At 41.7% G+C, this 17,816-nt stretch carries 15 protein-coding genes; 7 read left to right on the forward strand and 8 right to left on the reverse strand.

Annotation, left to right across the window (positions count from 1 at the left end):
• The first annotated feature begins 107 nt into the window (after positions 1-107).
• Both L0657_RS20900 and L0657_RS20905 read left to right on the forward strand, forming a co-directional pair.
• Entirely contained in the window at positions 108-878 is a 771-nt protein-coding gene (locus tag L0657_RS20900; RefSeq protein ID WP_235152715.1) for a hypothetical protein, read from the forward strand.
• Between the two features lie 312 nt (positions 879-1,190).
• The gene (locus tag L0657_RS20905; protein WP_235152716.1) at positions 1,191-2,921 is read left to right on the forward strand and encodes a chloride channel protein; all 1,731 of its coding nucleotides are present in this window, start codon (positions 1,191-1,193) and stop codon (positions 2,919-2,921) included.
• Positions 2,922-3,191: 270 nt separating this feature from the next.
• On the opposite strand, the gene L0657_RS20910 is transcribed toward L0657_RS20905, so the two are convergent.
• The 4 genes from L0657_RS20910 to mgrA all read right to left on the reverse strand — a co-directional run bounded on the left by L0657_RS20910 (position 3,192) and on the right by mgrA (position 6,174).
• Positions 3,192-4,088: an NAD(P)H-binding protein gene (locus tag L0657_RS20910; protein ID WP_235152717.1), complete on the reverse strand. Its 897-nt coding sequence runs from the start codon at positions 4,086-4,088 to the stop codon at positions 3,192-3,194.
• 51 nt (positions 4,089-4,139) lie between these two features.
• On the reverse strand, positions 4,140-4,724 hold the full coding sequence (locus L0657_RS20915) for a TetR/AcrR family transcriptional regulator (protein ID WP_235152718.1): 585 nt from the start codon (positions 4,722-4,724) through the stop codon (positions 4,140-4,142).
• 49 nt (positions 4,725-4,773) lie between these two features.
• The gene (locus L0657_RS20920) at positions 4,774-5,124 is read right to left on the reverse strand and encodes a hypothetical protein (protein ID WP_235152719.1); all 351 of its coding nucleotides are present in this window, start codon (positions 5,122-5,124) and stop codon (positions 4,774-4,776) included.
• Positions 5,125-5,187: 63 nt separating this feature from the next.
• Positions 5,188-6,174, reverse strand: coding sequence for an L-glyceraldehyde 3-phosphate reductase (mgrA, locus tag L0657_RS20925; protein ID WP_235152720.1), 987 nt, complete (start codon positions 6,172-6,174; stop codon positions 5,188-5,190).
• A gap of 274 nt (positions 6,175-6,448) precedes the next feature.
• Between mgrA and L0657_RS20930 the strand changes: the two genes are divergently transcribed.
• The 4 genes from L0657_RS20930 to L0657_RS20945 are packed head-to-tail and all read left to right on the forward strand — an operon-like array spanning position 6,449 to position 9,868.
• Entirely contained in the window at positions 6,449-7,813 is a 1,365-nt protein-coding gene (locus L0657_RS20930; RefSeq protein WP_235152721.1) for a sensor histidine kinase, read from the forward strand.
• A 32-nt stretch (positions 7,814-7,845) separates the two neighbouring features.
• The gene (locus tag L0657_RS20935) at positions 7,846-8,226 is read left to right on the forward strand and encodes a response regulator (protein ID WP_235152722.1); all 381 of its coding nucleotides are present in this window, start codon (positions 7,846-7,848) and stop codon (positions 8,224-8,226) included.
• Positions 8,216-9,262: an adenylate/guanylate cyclase domain-containing response regulator gene (locus tag L0657_RS20940; protein WP_235152723.1), complete on the forward strand. Its 1,047-nt coding sequence runs from the start codon at positions 8,216-8,218 to the stop codon at positions 9,260-9,262. The genes L0657_RS20935 and L0657_RS20940 overlap by 11 nt, the downstream gene beginning before the upstream one ends.
• A gap of 27 nt (positions 9,263-9,289) precedes the next feature.
• On the forward strand, positions 9,290-9,868 hold the full coding sequence (locus tag L0657_RS20945; protein WP_235152724.1) for an HD domain-containing protein: 579 nt from the start codon (positions 9,290-9,292) through the stop codon (positions 9,866-9,868).
• On the opposite strand, the gene L0657_RS20950 is transcribed toward L0657_RS20945, so the two are convergent.
• Positions 9,865-13,089: a cyclic nucleotide-binding domain-containing protein gene (locus tag L0657_RS20950; RefSeq protein WP_235152725.1), complete on the reverse strand. Its 3,225-nt coding sequence runs from the start codon at positions 13,087-13,089 to the stop codon at positions 9,865-9,867. The two genes, L0657_RS20945 and L0657_RS20950, sit on opposite strands and share 4 nt — an antisense overlap.
• 138 nt (positions 13,090-13,227) lie before the next feature.
• On the opposite strand from L0657_RS20950, the gene L0657_RS20955 reads away from it, so the two are divergent.
• Positions 13,228-13,596, forward strand: coding sequence for a VOC family protein (locus L0657_RS20955; protein ID WP_235152726.1), 369 nt, complete (start codon positions 13,228-13,230; stop codon positions 13,594-13,596).
• Between the two features lie 108 nt (positions 13,597-13,704).
• Here L0657_RS20955 and L0657_RS20960 read toward each other — a convergent pair whose 3' ends face one another.
• From L0657_RS20960 to L0657_RS20970, 3 genes are all read right to left on the reverse strand, one after another.
• On the reverse strand, positions 13,705-15,189 hold the full coding sequence (locus L0657_RS20960) for a mandelate racemase/muconate lactonizing enzyme family protein (RefSeq protein ID WP_235152727.1): 1,485 nt from the start codon (positions 15,187-15,189) through the stop codon (positions 13,705-13,707).
• 63 nt (positions 15,190-15,252) lie between these two features.
• Positions 15,253-16,185 (reverse strand): RraA family protein, encoded by a 933-nt coding sequence (locus L0657_RS20965; RefSeq protein WP_235152728.1) that lies wholly within the window; start codon positions 16,183-16,185, stop codon positions 15,253-15,255.
• A gap of 86 nt (positions 16,186-16,271) precedes the next feature.
• Positions 16,272-17,816 carry a SusD/RagB family nutrient-binding outer membrane lipoprotein gene (locus L0657_RS20970; protein ID WP_235152729.1) on the reverse strand — a complete coding sequence of 515 codons (1,545 nt, stop codon included), beginning with the start codon at positions 17,814-17,816 and terminating at the stop codon, positions 16,272-16,274.

Raw genomic sequence — 17,816 nt, forward strand, 5'->3', positions numbered from 1 at the left:
TTCTCATCTGATTATTATAAATGCAACGAATTTTCTCAATTATTCGTAATGATCTTAAATTGATTTCGTTTTAGTATAATTGAAATTCAGTGTATATAATAAGCAAAATGAGAAGTAGAAAAAATAGCTGGTTCGTCATCGTCTTGGCGGTACTGGCGGGATGCAGTTCTTCAAAAACTGTTCCCTATGAGTCAAAGTGGAATGCGCCGTTTACTTATGTCGATGAGATAAAACCAGATCAAAAAGACCAGGCTTCGAGGTTGGCATATGGAATCATCAACGACGAACATTATTTGTATCTGACCATGTCGACACGTGATCCGTCTACAATTCAGAAAATCTTAGGTAGCGGTTTGAAAGTATCTTTCACGCCGGAAGGCCAGAAAAAAGATGGATATTCTTTGTTATTTCCGGTGGTCATGAAAGAAGACCGGAAAGCACTTAAAAGGATTGATACCGACTTACCGAATAGTCTCGGGCTAGACCTGCTGATGGATTCTTATAACAAAGAGGCCGTTTGGAAAGATAAGCAGGGTGAACGTTTTATCAACCTTGTCGAAGCTGATGGCAGCATCAAATCGCATATCAGCATGGACAAAAACGGCGAGCTTACAGAACAAATCGCTATTCCTTTCAGTCTTATTTCAATGAATCCCAAAGAGTCATCAAACCTCGGTATAAGCATTAAAATTGACGGAGCATCCTCGCGATCCGGTTTTTCGCCAAGAATTGGAATCGGTCTTGGCGGAGGTATCGGCATGGGTGGTGGCATGGGAGTAGGGATCGGAACTGGTAGCGGATATGGATCCCGTTATGGAGCAGATGACCGCGGCGTGGATATCAGACTTTCTGTGCAACTGGCACGTGGAAATGGCTGATTTCTTTTAAAGAACTTATCAGTAAGCCCGCAATTCCAGAACTGCGGGCTTATTTTTTATAGAGGCTTCCTAAAAAATCAGACGCTTTGTTAAACTTGCATAACTTCAATCTCGATAGAATTTTTTCGCAATTTCAGCTGTATGAAGGACGATAATCCCTGAAAAATACGTTAATTTGAATATAAAAGATTTGGAGTGAAGAACAGAAACATAAAAAAATATTACAGCTTCTTAAAGTTCAGGCGAGACTTTACAAGATTCAGCATTGACAAAGTTAAGAGTTACGAAATTGTAATGTTTTGGCTGAAAAGCATGCTGACGCGCAGCCAGTTTTTGATTTTATCAGGTATTCTGGTGGGTTGTACGGCCGGAATAGCAGGTGTGGTTTTAAAATCACTTGTTCATTACATTCACTACGTAATCACTTACAAGGTTCATTTTGAAGACCAGATTTTATTCTATCTGATCTTTCCATTTCTGGGAATTGTAATCACTACCATTGTCGTCAAGCTCTTTTTTCACGGTCTTGATAAAAAGGGTATACCGGTTATTCTGCATGAAATTGCGCAGAATTCCAGTAATGTCTCTTCGGTTAAAATGTATTCACAAATTGTCCAGAGCGCCATTACGGTTGGTCTGGGTGGTTCTGCTGGTCTGGAAAGCCCAATTGCGGTCACAGGCGCAGCGATAGGCTCCAACTTTGCGAAAACCTATAAACTCGATTATCGCGAACGCACTTTGTTACTTGCCGCAGGTGCAACAGCCGGTATCGCTTCTGCTTTTAACGCGCCTATTGCCGGGATGATGTTCGCATTCGAAATATTACTTACTGGCGTCGTTTTTTCAGATTTCATTCCACTTGTCGTAGCGGCGGTCTGCGGCAGTTTGATTTCGAGGATTCTTTTGAAAGAAGAAGTCCTTTTTCAGTTTCATACCCGTGGTGCCTTTGATTATCACAACCTCCCTTTTTATCTGATTCTCGGCGTACTTTGTGGATTTTATGCCAGATATTTTCTTGTCATTGCCCGCTACATAGAAGATTTTTTTCATACGCTTAAAATGTCCAAGATTCAAAAGGCGATGACGGGTGGCGCTGTCTTGTCTTTTCTTTGCGTACTATATCCGCCTTTGTTTGGAGAAGGTTATGATACGATTAAATCCTTTACCAACGGAGAAATTAAAGAAGTAATTCAAAACAGCTTTTTTAGCTTTATTGGTTATCGAGACTGGGTGATTATCGTTTTTGTGGCAGTCGTCTGTTTGTTGAAGGCTTTCGCCTCATCAATAACCATTCAAAGCGGCGGAAATGGTGGGAATTTCGCTCCGTCACTTTTTGCGGGAGGATCTCTGGGTTATGTCTTCGCGTTATTATGCACGCAGGCAGGAATCCCGGATATTCCTGTCACCAATCTCATACTTGTGGGAATGGCCGGTGTCATGAGCGGTGTGCTGTATGCGCCACTAACAGCAATTTTTCTTATCGCAGAATCTAGCTCCGGGTATGATTTATTTATTCCCCTAATGATGGTATCAGTGATTTCCTATTTAATGGCAAAATGGTTTTCACCAATTTCTCCGGATCTGGAGAAAATGGCAAGCCAGGGAAAGATATTTACGAGAGAGCACGATCGCAACCTATTATCTCTTTTACATACGCTTGATTTGCTGGATAAAGATGTGCAGGTTATCAATGATAAGGCAACATTCGACGAGCTTCGTCATGTGTTGGAAAATGGGAAAAGAAACCTCATAGCGGTTTTAAGCGATGATCTAACGCTGGTAGGAATTATAACGTTGGACGATTTACGGCCGGTTTTATTCAGTAAAAATTTTGATAATACGCTAACCGTGGCGACGTTGATGAAAGAACCCAAAGCGGTTATTGTCGAAGATGACTCTGTCGTTGTCGTGGCCAGGAAATTCGACGAAACCGGTTTATGGCATCTTCCGGTTGTCAAAAATTCAGGGCGATTTGCAGGTTTTATTTCGAAGTCGAGTGTCCTGAATAGTTACCGTCAGCTACTGCAGGCACATTCTGTTTAGCCAATTTAAATCCAGCCAGAACTAGCAAGCGCTGAATCTAAGTATTATTGCGATCTTCATAGGTCCCTGCAATTTGACTTTTCTCATCTTAGGTTTTTTAAAACAAAAATCCCCAGCAAGATGCCAGGGAATTTAATAAATATTTTCTCACCTCAAATACTGATGGTATTTGATACGCTGCAAAAGTCAAAAATCTAAACTTCTTAAATTATGACCTACGTCAGGATTTGGCTCTTCCTACGATTTTTTTTATTTATTATCGGGAATAAATTAGCTGTTTTTATAGGCGGCAGCAAATTGCGAAGCAAAATCTTGCAACGAAGTCTCAGTCGTGTTTTCGGCAGTACGGACAAAGTCAGCAAGATATGCACCCGAATTCAATCCGGCGAAAAGTTTGATATATCCTTCTGCTATCTGAGTTGGCACACCTGCCGCGACCATACCGTTTTTCGAATCCTCAGCCGGATACTGAATATATTGAAGATGGGGTATACCGATTGCTGTTCCAAGTATTTGCGCAGCTTCCTGCATAGCATAGTCCTGCGCGCCTCCAACGAATGTCTGAGAAAAACCTTCGAAATTTAAACTTAAAAGATGCTTAACAGCCGCATTTGCTATGTCAGTTGTATGCGTTAATGGAATTTTCAGATCTTTTAATAAAGCATCTCCAAAAGCTCCATGTTCCTTGATCTGTGGAATGTAAGCGAAAAGATTCTCCATGAAATATCCTGGTCTGAGTGCCAGTACATTTAAATCGTGAACATTTTGCAGCTGATGCTCCCACTCGCCAATTCCGCTTACCGGACCTGCTCCAAATGGGGAAAGCTGAGATCCCATCGAACTTAGAATCACTACTTTTTTTACCTTAGCATTTTCCAATGCATTGGTAATATTAGTACCGATACGACGCTGAAACACTCGCCATGATTCGTTGATATTCCAAATAGGGGGAATAAGTGCATAAACTGCATCCGCATTTTCAAAAGTTTTTGTCAGAAAAAACTCATCCGACAAATCACCGATTGCTGCTGTTGCACCTTTTTCCAACAAAGCCTGAATATTATCCAGTTTTCTGGCGATGGCTACCACTTCATGTTTTGCTTCCAATAGCTTTTCTGCTACAATTTTTCCTGTATGCCCGCTGGCACCTGTAATTACATATTTCATCGTATTTAAAGTTTACATACATACTAGTTGGTATGTATTTTGGTAAAAAAATTATTGTTTATAAAAATTCAATATTTGAATTAATTGTCTGACACAGCTTTTAAATTTTGCATAGCTGTTAAATGATTTTCCAATGGTGTAACTACCTTCCAGAGACGCAAGAATAAAATAAGCAAGCGCATCCGGATCTGTTTCAGGCTTGATCGTTTTATTCTCAATTCCGGATTTTAAAGCAGCCTGGATTAATTTGCGTTCGCTATCAAGAATCGCGGAAAGACGCTTACTAAACCCTTCGTCCAGTGGCGACATTTCCTGAATAAGGTTGTTTAACGGGCAGCCTAAATGAATCGTCGCCTGCGTTGAATAGGACGCAATAATATTCAAAGTATCAGTAATAGCATCAATAATGTGTTTATCTTCCTGAATCAAATTGACCCAGGCCTTGGTATAGTGCGGGGCAATCAATTCATCGACAATGGCATACCCAACGTTTAGCTTATCCTTAAAATAATGATAAAATGCGCCTTTGGTTATTCCCATCTGAGCAATCACTTTATCAGTGCGCAATCCCTGGAAGCCATGCAGCCGCATAGCCTCGTAATTTTTTTTCAGAATTTCGCTTCTTGTATCTAACATCCCACAAATATACATACTAGTTGGTATGTATCCAAATTTTCTCGGACTTTTATTTTTTGCGAAAGTAGTAATAATAGATCGTTGTCATCCTTGTATCAAGGATTTGCGAGTCATAGTGGTGCCAACCATTGTTTTCCATGTAGTTTAAGACATGAGCTATTGAATTGAATGTCAGTTTTTTACCTGTTACCTTGTCTGTAAATCTTTTGGTTGCTCTTTTTTCAATCTGCCCATAGTCTACCGAGACGTCCATATCACCTAGAATCTGTTCAATGCCATCAATTTTGACAGTACACACTTTGATACTATCAACCGCGTTTATGTCGACGCCGGAAACTACAATCTGTGCGAACGTCGGCAGAGAGATAAAAATAAATATGAATGAAATGAAAATTTTCATGTGCTAATGTTGAGTTTTATTACGCAATGGCAGCCAGCGGTTTTACGCTGGCTGCAATAAAGGTCAAAGAATATTTACAATGCGTTCAAGTTCGTCATTGGTGAATTCCTGATTTTTAAGGCAATCCAACGAATCAAGTAATTGAGAGACCCGACTGGCACCTATCAATACCGACGTTATTCGTGGATCTTTAAGCAACCAGGCCAGCGACATCTGCGCAAGTGTTTGTCCTCTTTCGATTGCGATGTCATTCAGCTTTTTGATTTTTTCAATAACTAGAGGTGTGATCTGATTTTCCTGCAAAAATCCTTCTGGTTTTGCTGCACGTGAATCCGCAGGTATCCCTTTCAAATATTTGTCTGTTAAAAGTCCCTGAGCTAACGGCGAAAAGGGAATACATCCGACGCCATCCCTTTCAAGAAGATTTAACAAACCGCCTTCAACCCAGCGTTCAAACATAGAATATTTTGGTTGATGGATCAGACAGGGCGTGCCTAATGATTTTAAAATGGAGATCGCTCGGTCTGCTTCGGCAGCCTGATAGTTCGACAAGCCGACATAAAGTGCTTTTCCCTGTCTGACAATTAAATCCAGCGCGCCCATGGTTTCTTCCAGCGGCGTGTCAGGATCTGGACGGTGGTGGTAGAAAATATCAACATAATCCAGACCCATTCTTTTAAGGCTTTGATCAAGACTTGCGACAAGATATTTTTTGGTACCCCATTCGCCATAAGGACCAGGCCACATCAGATACCCGGCTTTTGAAGAGATAATAAGTTCGTCGCGGTAAGCAGCGAGATCTTTTTTCATGATCAGGCCGAAGTTTTCCTCAGCCGAACCAGGAGGCGGACCGTAATTGTTTGCAAGGTCAAAATGAGTAACCCCGTGATCAAAGGCGGTTGTAAGTATCGATCGGTAGTTTTCATAAACGTCCACTCCACCGAAATTATGCCAAAGACCAAGCGATATGGCCGGCAACTTCAACCCGCTTTTGCCACATCTGCGGTAGGTCATCTGCTCGTAACGGGCTGGGTCAGCTAAATAAGTCATCTATTTTTGATAAAAGGATTTAGACGTTTTAATCAGTTCGAAAAGATAGCCGTTTTATTTTAGCCTGTAAAATTAAGTTTTATACCTGTAATGCAGATGACTGGCAAGATGCTGAAATTTGATACGTTTTAGCAAGCAATTGTGCAATTTTGTTAGGAAATCCATACATTCTTTATAGATTCACAATTCATTCAGATTTTCGCAAAAAGGATGGTTTGTGAAGAACTGACGCAAGTAATTAGCCATCAGCATTAATTTATTGTTCCTTCCCGGTATGGATTTCTTTTTTGTCGTTTTTTTTCTGATTCAGTTTATTCGCAAACGGTTAAATACCGCCGTAGTTCTTCCAGAGTGGGATAAAAAGCTGTTGCTGGCTCGTTATACCGCAATTGGATTGCTTGCGGCGTTTTACATGCTGAATGAATCAACTTTGGTCCATTGGCTTTGGTATCCGTTTGTGCTTTCCATTCTTTACACCATTTATAAGGAAAAGGATTTTGAATCTATACGCAGCACCGTTCAATCCTTATTTCCATTTATTGCCGTTAGTTTTCTGGGGGACTTGTTTAAATTGATATCGCCAACGCAATACAAAGAATACCATGATTATTTTGATGTGGCCAAAGCTTTTGCATTTTTATGGATGCTGGCGCTTTGGTATAATTTTCAGAAACAGCAAAAGGTTTTAGATAAAGAACGCGAAGAACAAAAACGAAGGGATGAAGAGAATGAAGCTAAAAAAGCGTCACTCGAATATCTTGTTGCCGAGCGTACACAGGAGCTGACAATTCAGACGATGGAACTCCAAAAGGCTTTGGATGAATTAAAAGCTACACAAAACCAATTGATTCAAAGCGAGAAAATGGCGTCACTGGGCGAGTTGACAGCAGGAATTGCCCATGAAATTCAGAATCCTTTAAATTTTGTCAATAACTTCTCGGAGGTATCTGTAGAGCTTTGTCAGGAGTTGGAAGAAGAGATTAAAAAGACAGAAATTCCGGATGCGGACAAAGAATATATTGCCGGAATCATCAGCGATTTAAGCCAGAATCAACAAAAAATCACGCACCACGGAAAACGCGCGGACTCGATCGTGAAAGGTATGCTGCAACATTCGCGGACTTCTTCCGGCAAGAAAGAGCCGACGGATATTAACGCACTGGCTGACGAATATATGCGTTTGGCATATCACGGACTGCGTGCTAAAGACAAAGAATTTAATGCAACCCTGACGACCGATTTTGATTCGACGATCGGAAAAATAGAGGTTATGCCCCAGGATTTGGGCCGGGTTTTTCTTAATTTATTCACGAATGCATTTTATGCTGTTGCTGAAAAGAAAAAGCTGAATAAGGATAATCCGACCTTTGAAAATTATAAACCGGAGGTTAAGATAACGACAAAATTGTTTGGCGGTAAATTGTATATCCGAGTTTCTGACAATGGAACGGGTATGCCGGAAAGTGTTAAATCCAAGATTTTTCAGCCTTTTTTTACAACAAAACCCACTGGACAAGGAACAGGACTTGGTCTTTCGATGAGTTATGATATCGTTACCAAAACGCATGAAGGAGTCCTGGACGTTAGTTCTAAGGCGGGTGAAGGAACAGAGTTTAAAATTACACTGCCAGTATCCTGAGTTGTTATATTTTAAGTAGTAAATCCCTAATTATGAAAATACTGGTTGTGGACGATGAGCCGGATGTAAAGGCGCTTTTTGAACAGCGTTTCAGAAGAGAAATTCGTAATGGAGAATTTCAATTTTCCTTCGCTTTTTCGGGGGAAGATGCGATTCAATATCTGGAAGGACATGCTTCGGAGATTGTGATGATACTCTCGGACATCAATATGCCCGGAATGAGCGGCATTGAACTTTTGAAAACGATTCGGAAAGATCACCCGATGGCGCCGCCGATTGTAATGATGATCACGGCTTATGGCGATACAGATAACTATGAACAGGCTATGAAATTTGGTGCAGATGACTTTTTGACGAAACCGGTAAATTTCACAGAGCTGAAACAAAAATTACAAGAAAGATATGAAGGCTAAAATCCTTGTGGTTGACGACGAACCTGATTTACAATTACTTATAAAACAAAAATTTCGCAGACAGATCCGGGAACAGCAGTACGAATTTGTATTTGCTGAAAACGGTGAAGCTGCGTTAAGAATGCTGGCAGAACATCCCGATGTTGATATGGTTTTGAGCGATATCAACATGCCAGAAATGGATGGTCTGACTTTGCTTTTAAAGTTGAGCGAGTTAAGCCCTCTGTTAAAATCTGTGATTGTTTCAGCCTATGGCGATATGGAAAATATCCGTACGGCAATGAATAGGGGAGCTTTTGATTTTCTTTGTAAACCTATTGATTTTCAGGATCTTGAAGTTACGATGGAAAAAACTTTGAGATATGTTGAGCAGCTTCGGGATACTTTGAAGGCGGTGCGGGAGAATGATATTTTACGGATGTATGTAGATTCTTCGGTTTTGCAATTCATGACGCGTGGTGCTTTTGAAAGTTCTCTTACATCGAGTGAAAATATTGAAGCTTCTGTCGTTTTCATGGATATGTGCGGTTTCACTTCGATTTCAGAAAGGGAGCCGGCTGACCATGTCGTCAAGATGATCAATAAATATTTTGACGTGATGGTTAAGGAAATTCTTGCCCACGGCGGACTTGTCGATAAGTTTATGGGAGACGCCGTGATGGCTGTTTTCAAAGGTGAGTATCATCTGGATCGGGCGATTGAAGCTTCTTTGGCAGTTAGAAATCAGATTAATACCTTTAAAGAACAATTGCATAACCAGACCGAATATTTCCCTAATGTGGCGATTGGAATCAATTCAGGGGAAATGGTAAGCGGAAATATCGGTTCGGCAACATTGCGACGCCTGGATTATACCGTTATTGGTGACGCGGTCAACGTAGCGCAGAGATTACAGTCTGTTGCCGGACCAGGTCAAATTGTGGTCCCGGAATGGGCTTATGAGAAAATCAAGGAAGCATTTCAATGTCAGCTTATTGGAGAAGTAAATCTGAAAAATAAGCAGAAAGCGATGCAGATCTATGAAGTGCTTGAATAATAGTTTGTCTTTTATCTTTTTAATAAAATGGAAATTGACAAGGCTGAAAAATATATCCTCGATTTGTTGAACAAAAACCTTTCTTCAACACTATATTATCATGGCCTGCATCATACACTGGATGTCGTTGATCAGGCATTGATCTTAGCGGATGAAGAAGGTGTAAAAAGCGAGGCATCGCTGAAACTATTAAAGACGGCGGCATTGTTTCATGATTGCGGCTTTATGAACACTTACAAAGATCATGAAGAAGAGGGATGTCGGATTGCAAGATCCGAACTGCCTTTATTCTCTTATACAAATGAAGAAATCGATCAGATTTGCGGTATGATCATGGCTACAAAAATACCGCAGTCTCCTAAAAATCAGCTTGAGAAAATCCTTTGCGATGCAGACCTTGATTATTTGGGACGCAATGATTTTGAACCCATTGCTGCGAGCCTTTTTGAAGAATTGAAAAGCAGGCAGATTATTGAAAACGAAAAAACCTGGAACTTTGTCCAGGTTAAATTTTTAGAATCACATCATTATCATACCAATTCCGCCCGAAGTAAAAGAGCGGAATCCAAACAGAAAAGGCTGGAAGAATTGAGGAAACTAATCTAGACGGTCGCTCTCATTTTTTCATTTTGAACCCGGATTCGTTGGCAAAGGATTCTGAGAACATTCCGTAATATTTCGTCACGCTCCTCCATTAACTCGAAAAAATCTTCCTGATCAACACGGAATAAAAGAACGTCAGATTCTGCTACGGTTGAAGCTGATCTTGGTTCGGTATCAAGTAAAGCCAGCTCTCCAAAAATTTCACCTTTATCAAACAATGCCAGCTGTTTCGGGCCGTCATAAATCCCAATTTCGCCCGAGTAAATAATGAACATACTGTCGCCTGCATCACCTTTTGCAAAGATTTCCTGCCCTTCCTGATACATAACTTCTTTCATAATGGGGGCGATAGAACTCAACACATTTTCCGGGGTTTGAGAAAATAACTTTGTATTCTTCAATACAATAACCCGCTCCATTTCAGATATTTGCTGAGAAGATTCCGTCGTGTGGTTCATATTTTTATCGGATTGACTGTGATATTTCTGTGAAGGGAATTTTGAATAAGCTGCTCTCGCCGCATCTCTGAGTAACCTGATGGGGTGATTCAAGAACACGTCCAGATTAGCGATTTCAGAATCCGGAGTCCAGCGCTCTATGGTAACCGCTATCGTCCATGCTGTAAAATACTGTTCTTTTTGCGTTAATACGTAAGTCACAAAATTCTGCGGGTTCTCCGGTACATTCAGGTACTGACGCAGCGCTTCCAATTTCCGTTGCAAAGGAATTTCCTCGAACAGCGCCCGTAAACACGGGTATAATTCTCTTGGAAGCAGGCTTTCCACCATTTCCAGAGAATTTGCCCGTTTCTCCTGCGAAGCATGTCGGATTCCCTTCCAGGCATTTTGAATAGTATCCTTGTCATACAAAACGGAAAACAGATAGAACAACCGTTGATTGACCTGTAACAGCTCGTAATTCAAAGAAGAATTCCATGTCGGATTTCCATTTCCGGGATCAATCGCGTTTAAAATCTGATAAGCGTGAAGCAGCTCAATGTCTACAAAATTTCTTACCGTATTTTTCTGATCAGAATCCAGGGCGTAAGACAGCAGCGAACGTAATCCGGAGGTGTGGAGTCTTAACGAAGGCGCATGAGGCTCACCCTTTGATTGGTAAACTTTTGAAATAAATTTAAACAGGACAGGCAAAAGTTCACTGTTAGACTGTTTCTCCGCTGACTTCAAAAATGAGTAAATATCTTTTTCAGAAGTCGATTCATTCAGCCAGTCCTGCAAAATAGCAGCTCCGGACTGACCTGATTTTATAAGTGAAAGACTTGCGGTTTTTGACAATTTTCCAGATAAAAAACCGGGTAGTTCGTTTGTTAATTCATTACTACTTCCTGTACCAATCACTTCTATTGCGCGCTGCTGAATTTTTTCACTCTTGCTTTTCAGGGAGTTTTTAATCTGCATTTTGAAAGCTTCCACATCCATCGCTTCCACGCAGTCCAGAGCAGTCAGCTGCGAATCGATATCACCTGCTGCGAACAAATTATGTATTGTCTGGCGCAATAGCGTGGGAGATTTTCCGGTCTGCCTTGCACCAAGCACGGCACCTCTCACAATATCCAAATCAGAATGAGACAAATATTGAGCAAGTTTGTCGCTTGTCATATTGTCAGAAGCGCAGGCGATTTGCACGGCGAGCGTCTGGCAAGGTGTGTTTGGCTCATTTTCTATGTAGGAGTAAAACGATTCCGTCGGACTGTAATTTCCAGTCTCCACCAGGGCTTCAAGCGTTTTCAGGCGGACAAGCTCAGACGGATTTCTTAACAAAGAATCAACATTTTTATAAAAGGATGAAGGTTTATTCTTCACGAGCCAGGCGATCGCGTTAATCACCTCTTCTTTTTTCTCACTTTTAAGATTTTCCTTGATAATAGGCAGCGCTTCGCCCGGAGAGGCCATTTCACCGCTTTTTAGAAATCTTTTACTAATCGCACTTTTCAATTCCAATACATACTCGGCATAAGCTTTCCTGAAAATGATAAGTGCCGCCAGCGAGAATAGCAGAGAAAGATCGAAAGTCAGACTGATATTGGACCACTCCATAGTATAAACTGTCCAAAGCAAAACTCCGGCAAGCAGCATACCTAACGGTTCGTATAGACCTTTGGCAAGCGTATGTCCTTTAAGGCGATTCTTTGTGGAAAGTGGCTGGAAAAATACCAGAAAAACCGGATCAAAAAGTGTTCTTCTTATTAATTCAAAAAGCAGATAAGCGATGCAGTAATAAATCAGCAACGAAGGTTCGTCCGTTCTAAAATACGACGAAATGATTAGCCCGAGTGATATTAAAACTGTTGTCAGAGGAAGTAAATAGAGTGTGATTTTTACACCAAAACGCTCTACAATTTTTCCGGAAAACAGCATTTTTACAAAGGTCGAAATAACATAAGTGGCTGTTAATAGCGAGCCAACGAAGATAATGGTGTCATGCTGGCTGTGAAATTTGTATTTTACGTTAACAAAAAAATGATATTCAATCCATGTTGCCGCCGCTGCAATCGCGACCGTTCCAAGACAAAGTGCCGTAAGAAGCCTGTTCCCGCCAAAATATTTCTGAACAAATTTTGAATCAGAAAATCCTGACTGTCTTGGTCTTGCGTGATGTGGATTTGGAATGGCCGTGTACTTGAATGTTAGTTTCTGAGTGTAAAATGCAAGAGCAAAACATAACAGCGAGACAGTCAGCAAAATCATTAAAACAGATGGCGAGTGAATCAATACGGCGAGCACAGCACCCAACGCTTTCGCAGGCATATCGCCTGAGCCGATTACACTGAACATTCTTTTGCTTTGCCGAACGTCGAAAACGATCGCGGATAATCCCCAGAATTCAAGGTTAATCAGTAAGTAAATTACCCTGTATCCGACCATTATCGCGATGGCTGTTGCTACTCCGTGGCCCGCCCACAATAAAACCATAACCACCAGCACCAGAAATAGTGACGACAACATGGTTCCAAGACTAAGCTTTTCAAGTGCGAGGTGATGTTCGTAATGTTCGTAAATCTGTCCTGCTGCCATGACGGCCAGCGCAGCGACGATATATGCAATCGGTAAGGAATATTCCGGATGATTTTCTAGCAATAAGATATTGGCGGACACATAAACGAGTGTCGTCCCGACATTAATAAAAAAGTTGTGAAAGAAGAAAAGAAGCGTTTGTGGGTTAATCGTACTATTTAATCTACTTTTTTTAATGGCTGATATCATAATTTATCGGAAAGCTAGCGTCACTCATGTAAAATAAACACTAATTATTCCTTTTAAAAACTGAAACCGTTCATGATATCGTGAAATTTGCAGAAATTTGAAAATGCATGCCCAATTTGAATTTTAATTTACCCGACTATGAAGATTGATTTTAAGCGGATTGACCACGTGATGCTTTGTTTTCCCGAGGGAAGAGAAAAAGAAGCAAGAAGATTTTATGAAGAGGTTTTAGGTTTGGAAGAAATTATTGATCCGGAACGACCTCATTTGCGTGGCGCGATCTGGTATCAAATGGGGAATATCCAGTTACATTTAATGACGGATCAGGGAAGTAATGCTTCTGAACGTCATCCAGCTTTTGAGGTGACTAATTTAGAAGAATGCCGCCAGTTGTTGGAAGGTCATGGAATTCCGGTTAAAAATCTGACACCTATTATCGGCCGGACGCGATTTTCGTTCAGAGATCCTTTTGAGAACAGGATTGAGTTGCTGCAATACCATGATTAGCTTTTAGCGGCTGGGTTTTAGCTTAAAGCTTGGGGAAGGATTTGGCTTTTTAATCATAAAATAAATGCCGTTTGATTTTTGTCAAACGGCATTTATCATTTTTCATGACTAACTCCAAAGACGATCGTGAGAGCGTTTGTCGTTCCATTGATCGGTTGGCGCGAAGTAGCTTTTGTCTTTTGGAGACAAATGTTTCTTCAATTCTTCATCCACCAGCTCAATTCCAAGTCCGGGCGCCTGTAATGGGACGTTTGCATATCCCTTTTCAATAAGTTTCCTGCTATCTGTCGTTTTGACGATATTTTCCCACCATGGCACATCAACGGAATGGTGTTCCAGTGCAAGGAAGTTTTGCGTCGCAGCCGCACAGTGAACATTGGCCATAAAACTGACCGGTGAACCTGCAAAGTGCATGGCCATTGCAATTCCGTGATCTTCGGCATAATCTCCGATACGTTTTGTTTCCAAAAGTCCGCCGGAGGATGCCAGATCCGGGTGAATAATATCCACTGCCCGCGCTTCGATAAGTGGTTTGAAACCTTCTTTCAGGTAGATATCCTCACCCGTCAATGTTGGTGTTTCAAGTGCTTCCGAAATTTGTTTCCATTGGTCAGTATATTCCCATGGCACCATATCTTCAAGCCACGCCAATCTGTATTTGTCCAGCGCTTTTCCCAGACGGATTGCATTATTCAAATCAAAGTGTCCATAATGGTCGGAAGATATCGGTATTTCATAACCCACAATACCGCGAACATCTTCCACCACTTTTGCCATTTGTTCTAAACCCTGAGGAGTGATCTGGATGGCGGTGAAAGGATGTTTTGTGTTTGCATAGGAGTGATAATCACCAGACCACTGAGAAAAACCTCCACCCCAAACTTTATTATTGACCACGCCGCCGACAGTATTTTTCAGCATCCCGATTGAAATATCCATTTTCAGCCAGGTATATCCCTGGGTTTCTGTACGGAATTTTATCTTTTCTTTAAATTCATCAAGATTGTCAGATTCAGGCGTATCAGCATATAATCTAACTTTATCACGATAGCGTCCGCCGAGCAATTGCCAACATGGAACGTTGTAGGCTTTTCCGCAAAGATCCCAAAGTGCCATTTCAATACCGCAAACGCCGCCAGCCTGACGGCCATGCATACCAAATTGTTTGATGGTTTTGAAAAGCATTTCGACATTACATGGATTTTCTCCCAAAAGCCGGCTTTTCAGCATTAGCGCATAACGTTCGTCTGCTCCGTCGCGCACTTCCCCCAAACCATAAATTCCCTGGTTGGTATCAATACGGATAATAGGCGTTCGGCCGACGTTTTGGAGCACACAATATCGGATATCCGTAATTTTCAACTCGGAAGGTTTCGAAGCGCGGTTGACCTTCGAGGTTGCCTGCGCGACTGTGTCTTCGATCGACATGGACATAAAACTGCCCAAGGCAATGCCGCCAACTGCTGATTTTCTCAAAAAATTACGGCGACTGTCTTTGGTAGCCGGGTTGTTGATTTCTGCTTGTACAGCCAGCTTTTCTGCTTTTTCAACTTCCTTGTTAGAGGTAATAATCTGATTTAAGATACTCTTCATAATTAAGATATTTAGGATTTATTACAAAAAGCTGATAGCTAATTACTAACAGCCGACAGCTGTTTAATAGTTACGTTCTTTCAAATAATCATCAAGCTCTTTTTTGGTCATTGGTAAGCGGCCGGGATAGGCATTCACCCAATTCAGGAAATCTTTCGAAATAGCATCAGTCCATTTTGTATCAATTTCTCCCGGTGTATATTTCCCTTCCCTAAGTCGCTGGTGTCCGAACTCGTCGCGGAGCGCGGTCACTTCTGATGTTATCACCAGATCTTCAACCAAATGGGCGGGAATAAAGATGGTTCCATATTTTTTTGCCAATACCACATCGCCCGGTAAAACAATTGCTCTGCCGATTCGGATTGGATAGTTGATACTGGTCAACATCATTTGCTGGATATAAGAAGGATCTGAACCCTTCATCCAGGCGTTGTAACCTTTTATCTCGCTAAGTCCTTCAACGTCGCGAACGGAACCGTAAAAAATCGTCCCCCTTTTTGATTTGGCATAGATCGAATTTCCAAGATTATCGCCGATCAGGGTTCCGTCAGCAATTTTTCCATAACCGTCGGCTACGTAAACGTCACCGTTCGTTAACACATCAATCGGCCAGGAATTTGTTCCACCGGCTGGATTGCGACCTTCTTTTTTTCCGGTTTCTTTAATTAGATCCTGCAAATCAGGACGGAGCGGCATATACTGGGCTGTAACAACCCGCCCGGTCATAGCGCTATCCGGATGAATTAAGATCCACTCACCTTCATACTGGTTTTGATAACCTTTGTTTCGCAATACGCCCCATGCCTCCTCGATTGAGATGTTCTTCAATCTTGCCAAAATAGCATCAGAAACTTTCGGTCTGCCATCTGCCGAACGCTCACCTTTCCAGGCGGAGGTCATGGCTTTGATCTGGTCGACATTCGGAGCAATTGGTTGGGCATTGGACAAAAAGGAGAGCAGCAAAAACGCTGGTAGCAGTTTTGTTTTTTTGAACATAAGAAAATTAGGTTAGAAGAAAATAGGTGATCAGAATACTGCAAGCGACTGATCAGATCGCTTGCAGTTGTATTTTTACAAAAACTTTATTTATCCCAGAATATATGCGTGCCGAGTTCGTCAGGGCCCTGGCGCGCTACGGCAGCATTGTAATTGACGGTGTTAACTGATTTTTCTACAACCGGGTATACCAAACGGCGGATGAAATCTTTCACCGACGGATCAGCTCCGGGATATGGATTTTTTGTCAATGTCGGGAATCCGCTTCTTCTGAAATTAGCCCAAGCTTCTGAACCATTCAGGAATGAAGAAATCCAGTATTGTGTATTGATCTGTTCAAGAGCGGTAGAAGCTGAAAAAGGATTTGCAGCAAGATATGCATCCTGGCTTGCAGCCGGTATAGCAGCCGATGGATCATATTGCGTCATTTGGTTCATATGCGCTTTCACGCCTGACTCGTATAAAGCCTTCACATCACCTGTGATATAACCTCTTTGTACCGCCTCTGCAAGGAGAAGCTGCGTTTGTGAGTAGGTAATGAAAAATTCCGCGGCATCAATTTTTCCAAGCGTCCGGCGGTTTAGTTGTGAATACTTAAACGCCGCGCCGCTTTTTCCGGGATAGTTTGGTTCTGTTAGAATATTTGATTCGTTATATCCGTATGGAGCCCCTTGCTGATTTGCGGGATCTGTGTCTTCTTTTCCGGCAGTCGCAAGCGGATTGGCAGGGAGTTCGTATTTCACAGCGATAACTCTGCTTCGCGGATCGTTCGTCGTTTTCAGATAATCCACAAATGGTTTTCCCAGATAAACATTACCACGCTCAGTTCCTTGGAAAAAGTTTGCGTTCGGACTGTTGAATGTGCTGTTAAAAGCAATAAGCGCATTGTCAGTATTTGACGTCATAATACCGCCGTTTGCTGCATCAACGGCTTTCAGTACATAAGTTTTTGCCTTTGCTTCGTCAATTTCAGTATAACGCATGGCAGCTCTCAGCAGCAGGGAGTTACCCAGTTTCTTCCATTGCGCAATATTTCCTTTATAAAAGAGATCGCCGCTTTCGATGTTTTTGGTGGCGTCAAGTGCTTTTGTTGCTTCGTCCAGTTCTTTCAAAATATCGTCGTAGATGAGTTTTTGGTCATCATATTTTGGAAGATTTATTCCGTCTGAATATCCTTTGCCGGCGTCGAAATAGGGGACATCACCATAAGTATCAACCAAAACCATGAATACATAAGCGCGCCAGATGCGGGCCATCTGATAAATATTCGCTCTTAATGGATTGTCCTGCGTTAATCTTAAAACCGTTCCCAATAGATTTACCGGGCCGTTTCCTGTACCGGTTCCCAGATAAAGAGCATTGAAATTTGCGCTGGTGTTTGGATCAAATACGATATTATGATTTCCACCTTCCAACACGCCCGTGTAAGGTGTATTAATCTGCTGGACAATTTCGCTCTGGTAATGAAAAGTGGCCAGCGCTGAGCTGAATTGTGCATTTGAGAAAAGATAAGCCGGATCGGTCGTTGTTGCTAGTACCGGATTTTTATTCACGTCTTCAAAGCCGTTGTCGCAGGAGGTCGCTCCCAGGAAAAGGCCTATAACTGTCAGGTATATATGTATCTTTTTCAT

Origin of the sequence: Dyadobacter sp. CY345, assembly GCF_021502725.1 — a bacterium.
In the GTDB taxonomy this organism is placed as follows: domain Bacteria; phylum Bacteroidota; class Bacteroidia; order Cytophagales; family Spirosomataceae; genus Dyadobacter.

Coding starts and splice junctions, on each gene's coding strand:
- L0657_RS20900 (WP_235152715.1), top strand. CDS start 108: ATGAGAAGTAGAAAAAATAGCTGGTTCGTCATCGTCTTGGCGGTACTG.
- L0657_RS20905 (WP_235152716.1), top strand. CDS start 1,191: ATGCTGACGCGCAGCCAGTTTTTGATTTTATCAGGTATTCTGGTGGGT.
- L0657_RS20910 (WP_235152717.1), bottom strand. CDS start 4,088: ATGAAATATGTAATTACAGGTGCCAGCGGGCATACAGGAAAAATTGTA.
- L0657_RS20915 (WP_235152718.1), bottom strand. CDS start 4,724: ATGTTAGATACAAGAAGCGAAATTCTGAAAAAAAATTACGAGGCTATG.
- L0657_RS20920 (WP_235152719.1), bottom strand. CDS start 5,124: ATGAAAATTTTCATTTCATTCATATTTATTTTTATCTCTCTGCCGACG.
- mgrA (WP_235152720.1), bottom strand. CDS start 6,174: ATGACTTATTTAGCTGACCCAGCCCGTTACGAGCAGATGACCTACCGC.
- L0657_RS20930 (WP_235152721.1), top strand. CDS start 6,449: ATGGATTTCTTTTTTGTCGTTTTTTTTCTGATTCAGTTTATTCGCAAA.
- L0657_RS20935 (WP_235152722.1), top strand. CDS start 7,846: ATGAAAATACTGGTTGTGGACGATGAGCCGGATGTAAAGGCGCTTTTT.
- L0657_RS20940 (WP_235152723.1), top strand. CDS start 8,216: ATGAAGGCTAAAATCCTTGTGGTTGACGACGAACCTGATTTACAATTA.
- L0657_RS20945 (WP_235152724.1), top strand. CDS start 9,290: ATGGAAATTGACAAGGCTGAAAAATATATCCTCGATTTGTTGAACAAA.
- L0657_RS20950 (WP_235152725.1), bottom strand. CDS start 13,089: ATGATATCAGCCATTAAAAAAAGTAGATTAAATAGTACGATTAACCCA.
- L0657_RS20955 (WP_235152726.1), top strand. CDS start 13,228: ATGAAGATTGATTTTAAGCGGATTGACCACGTGATGCTTTGTTTTCCC.
- L0657_RS20960 (WP_235152727.1), bottom strand. CDS start 15,189: ATGAAGAGTATCTTAAATCAGATTATTACCTCTAACAAGGAAGTTGAA.
- L0657_RS20965 (WP_235152728.1), bottom strand. CDS start 16,185: ATGTTCAAAAAAACAAAACTGCTACCAGCGTTTTTGCTGCTCTCCTTT.
- L0657_RS20970 (WP_235152729.1), bottom strand. CDS start 17,816: ATGAAAAAGATACATATATACCTGACAGTTATAGGCCTTTTCCTGGGA.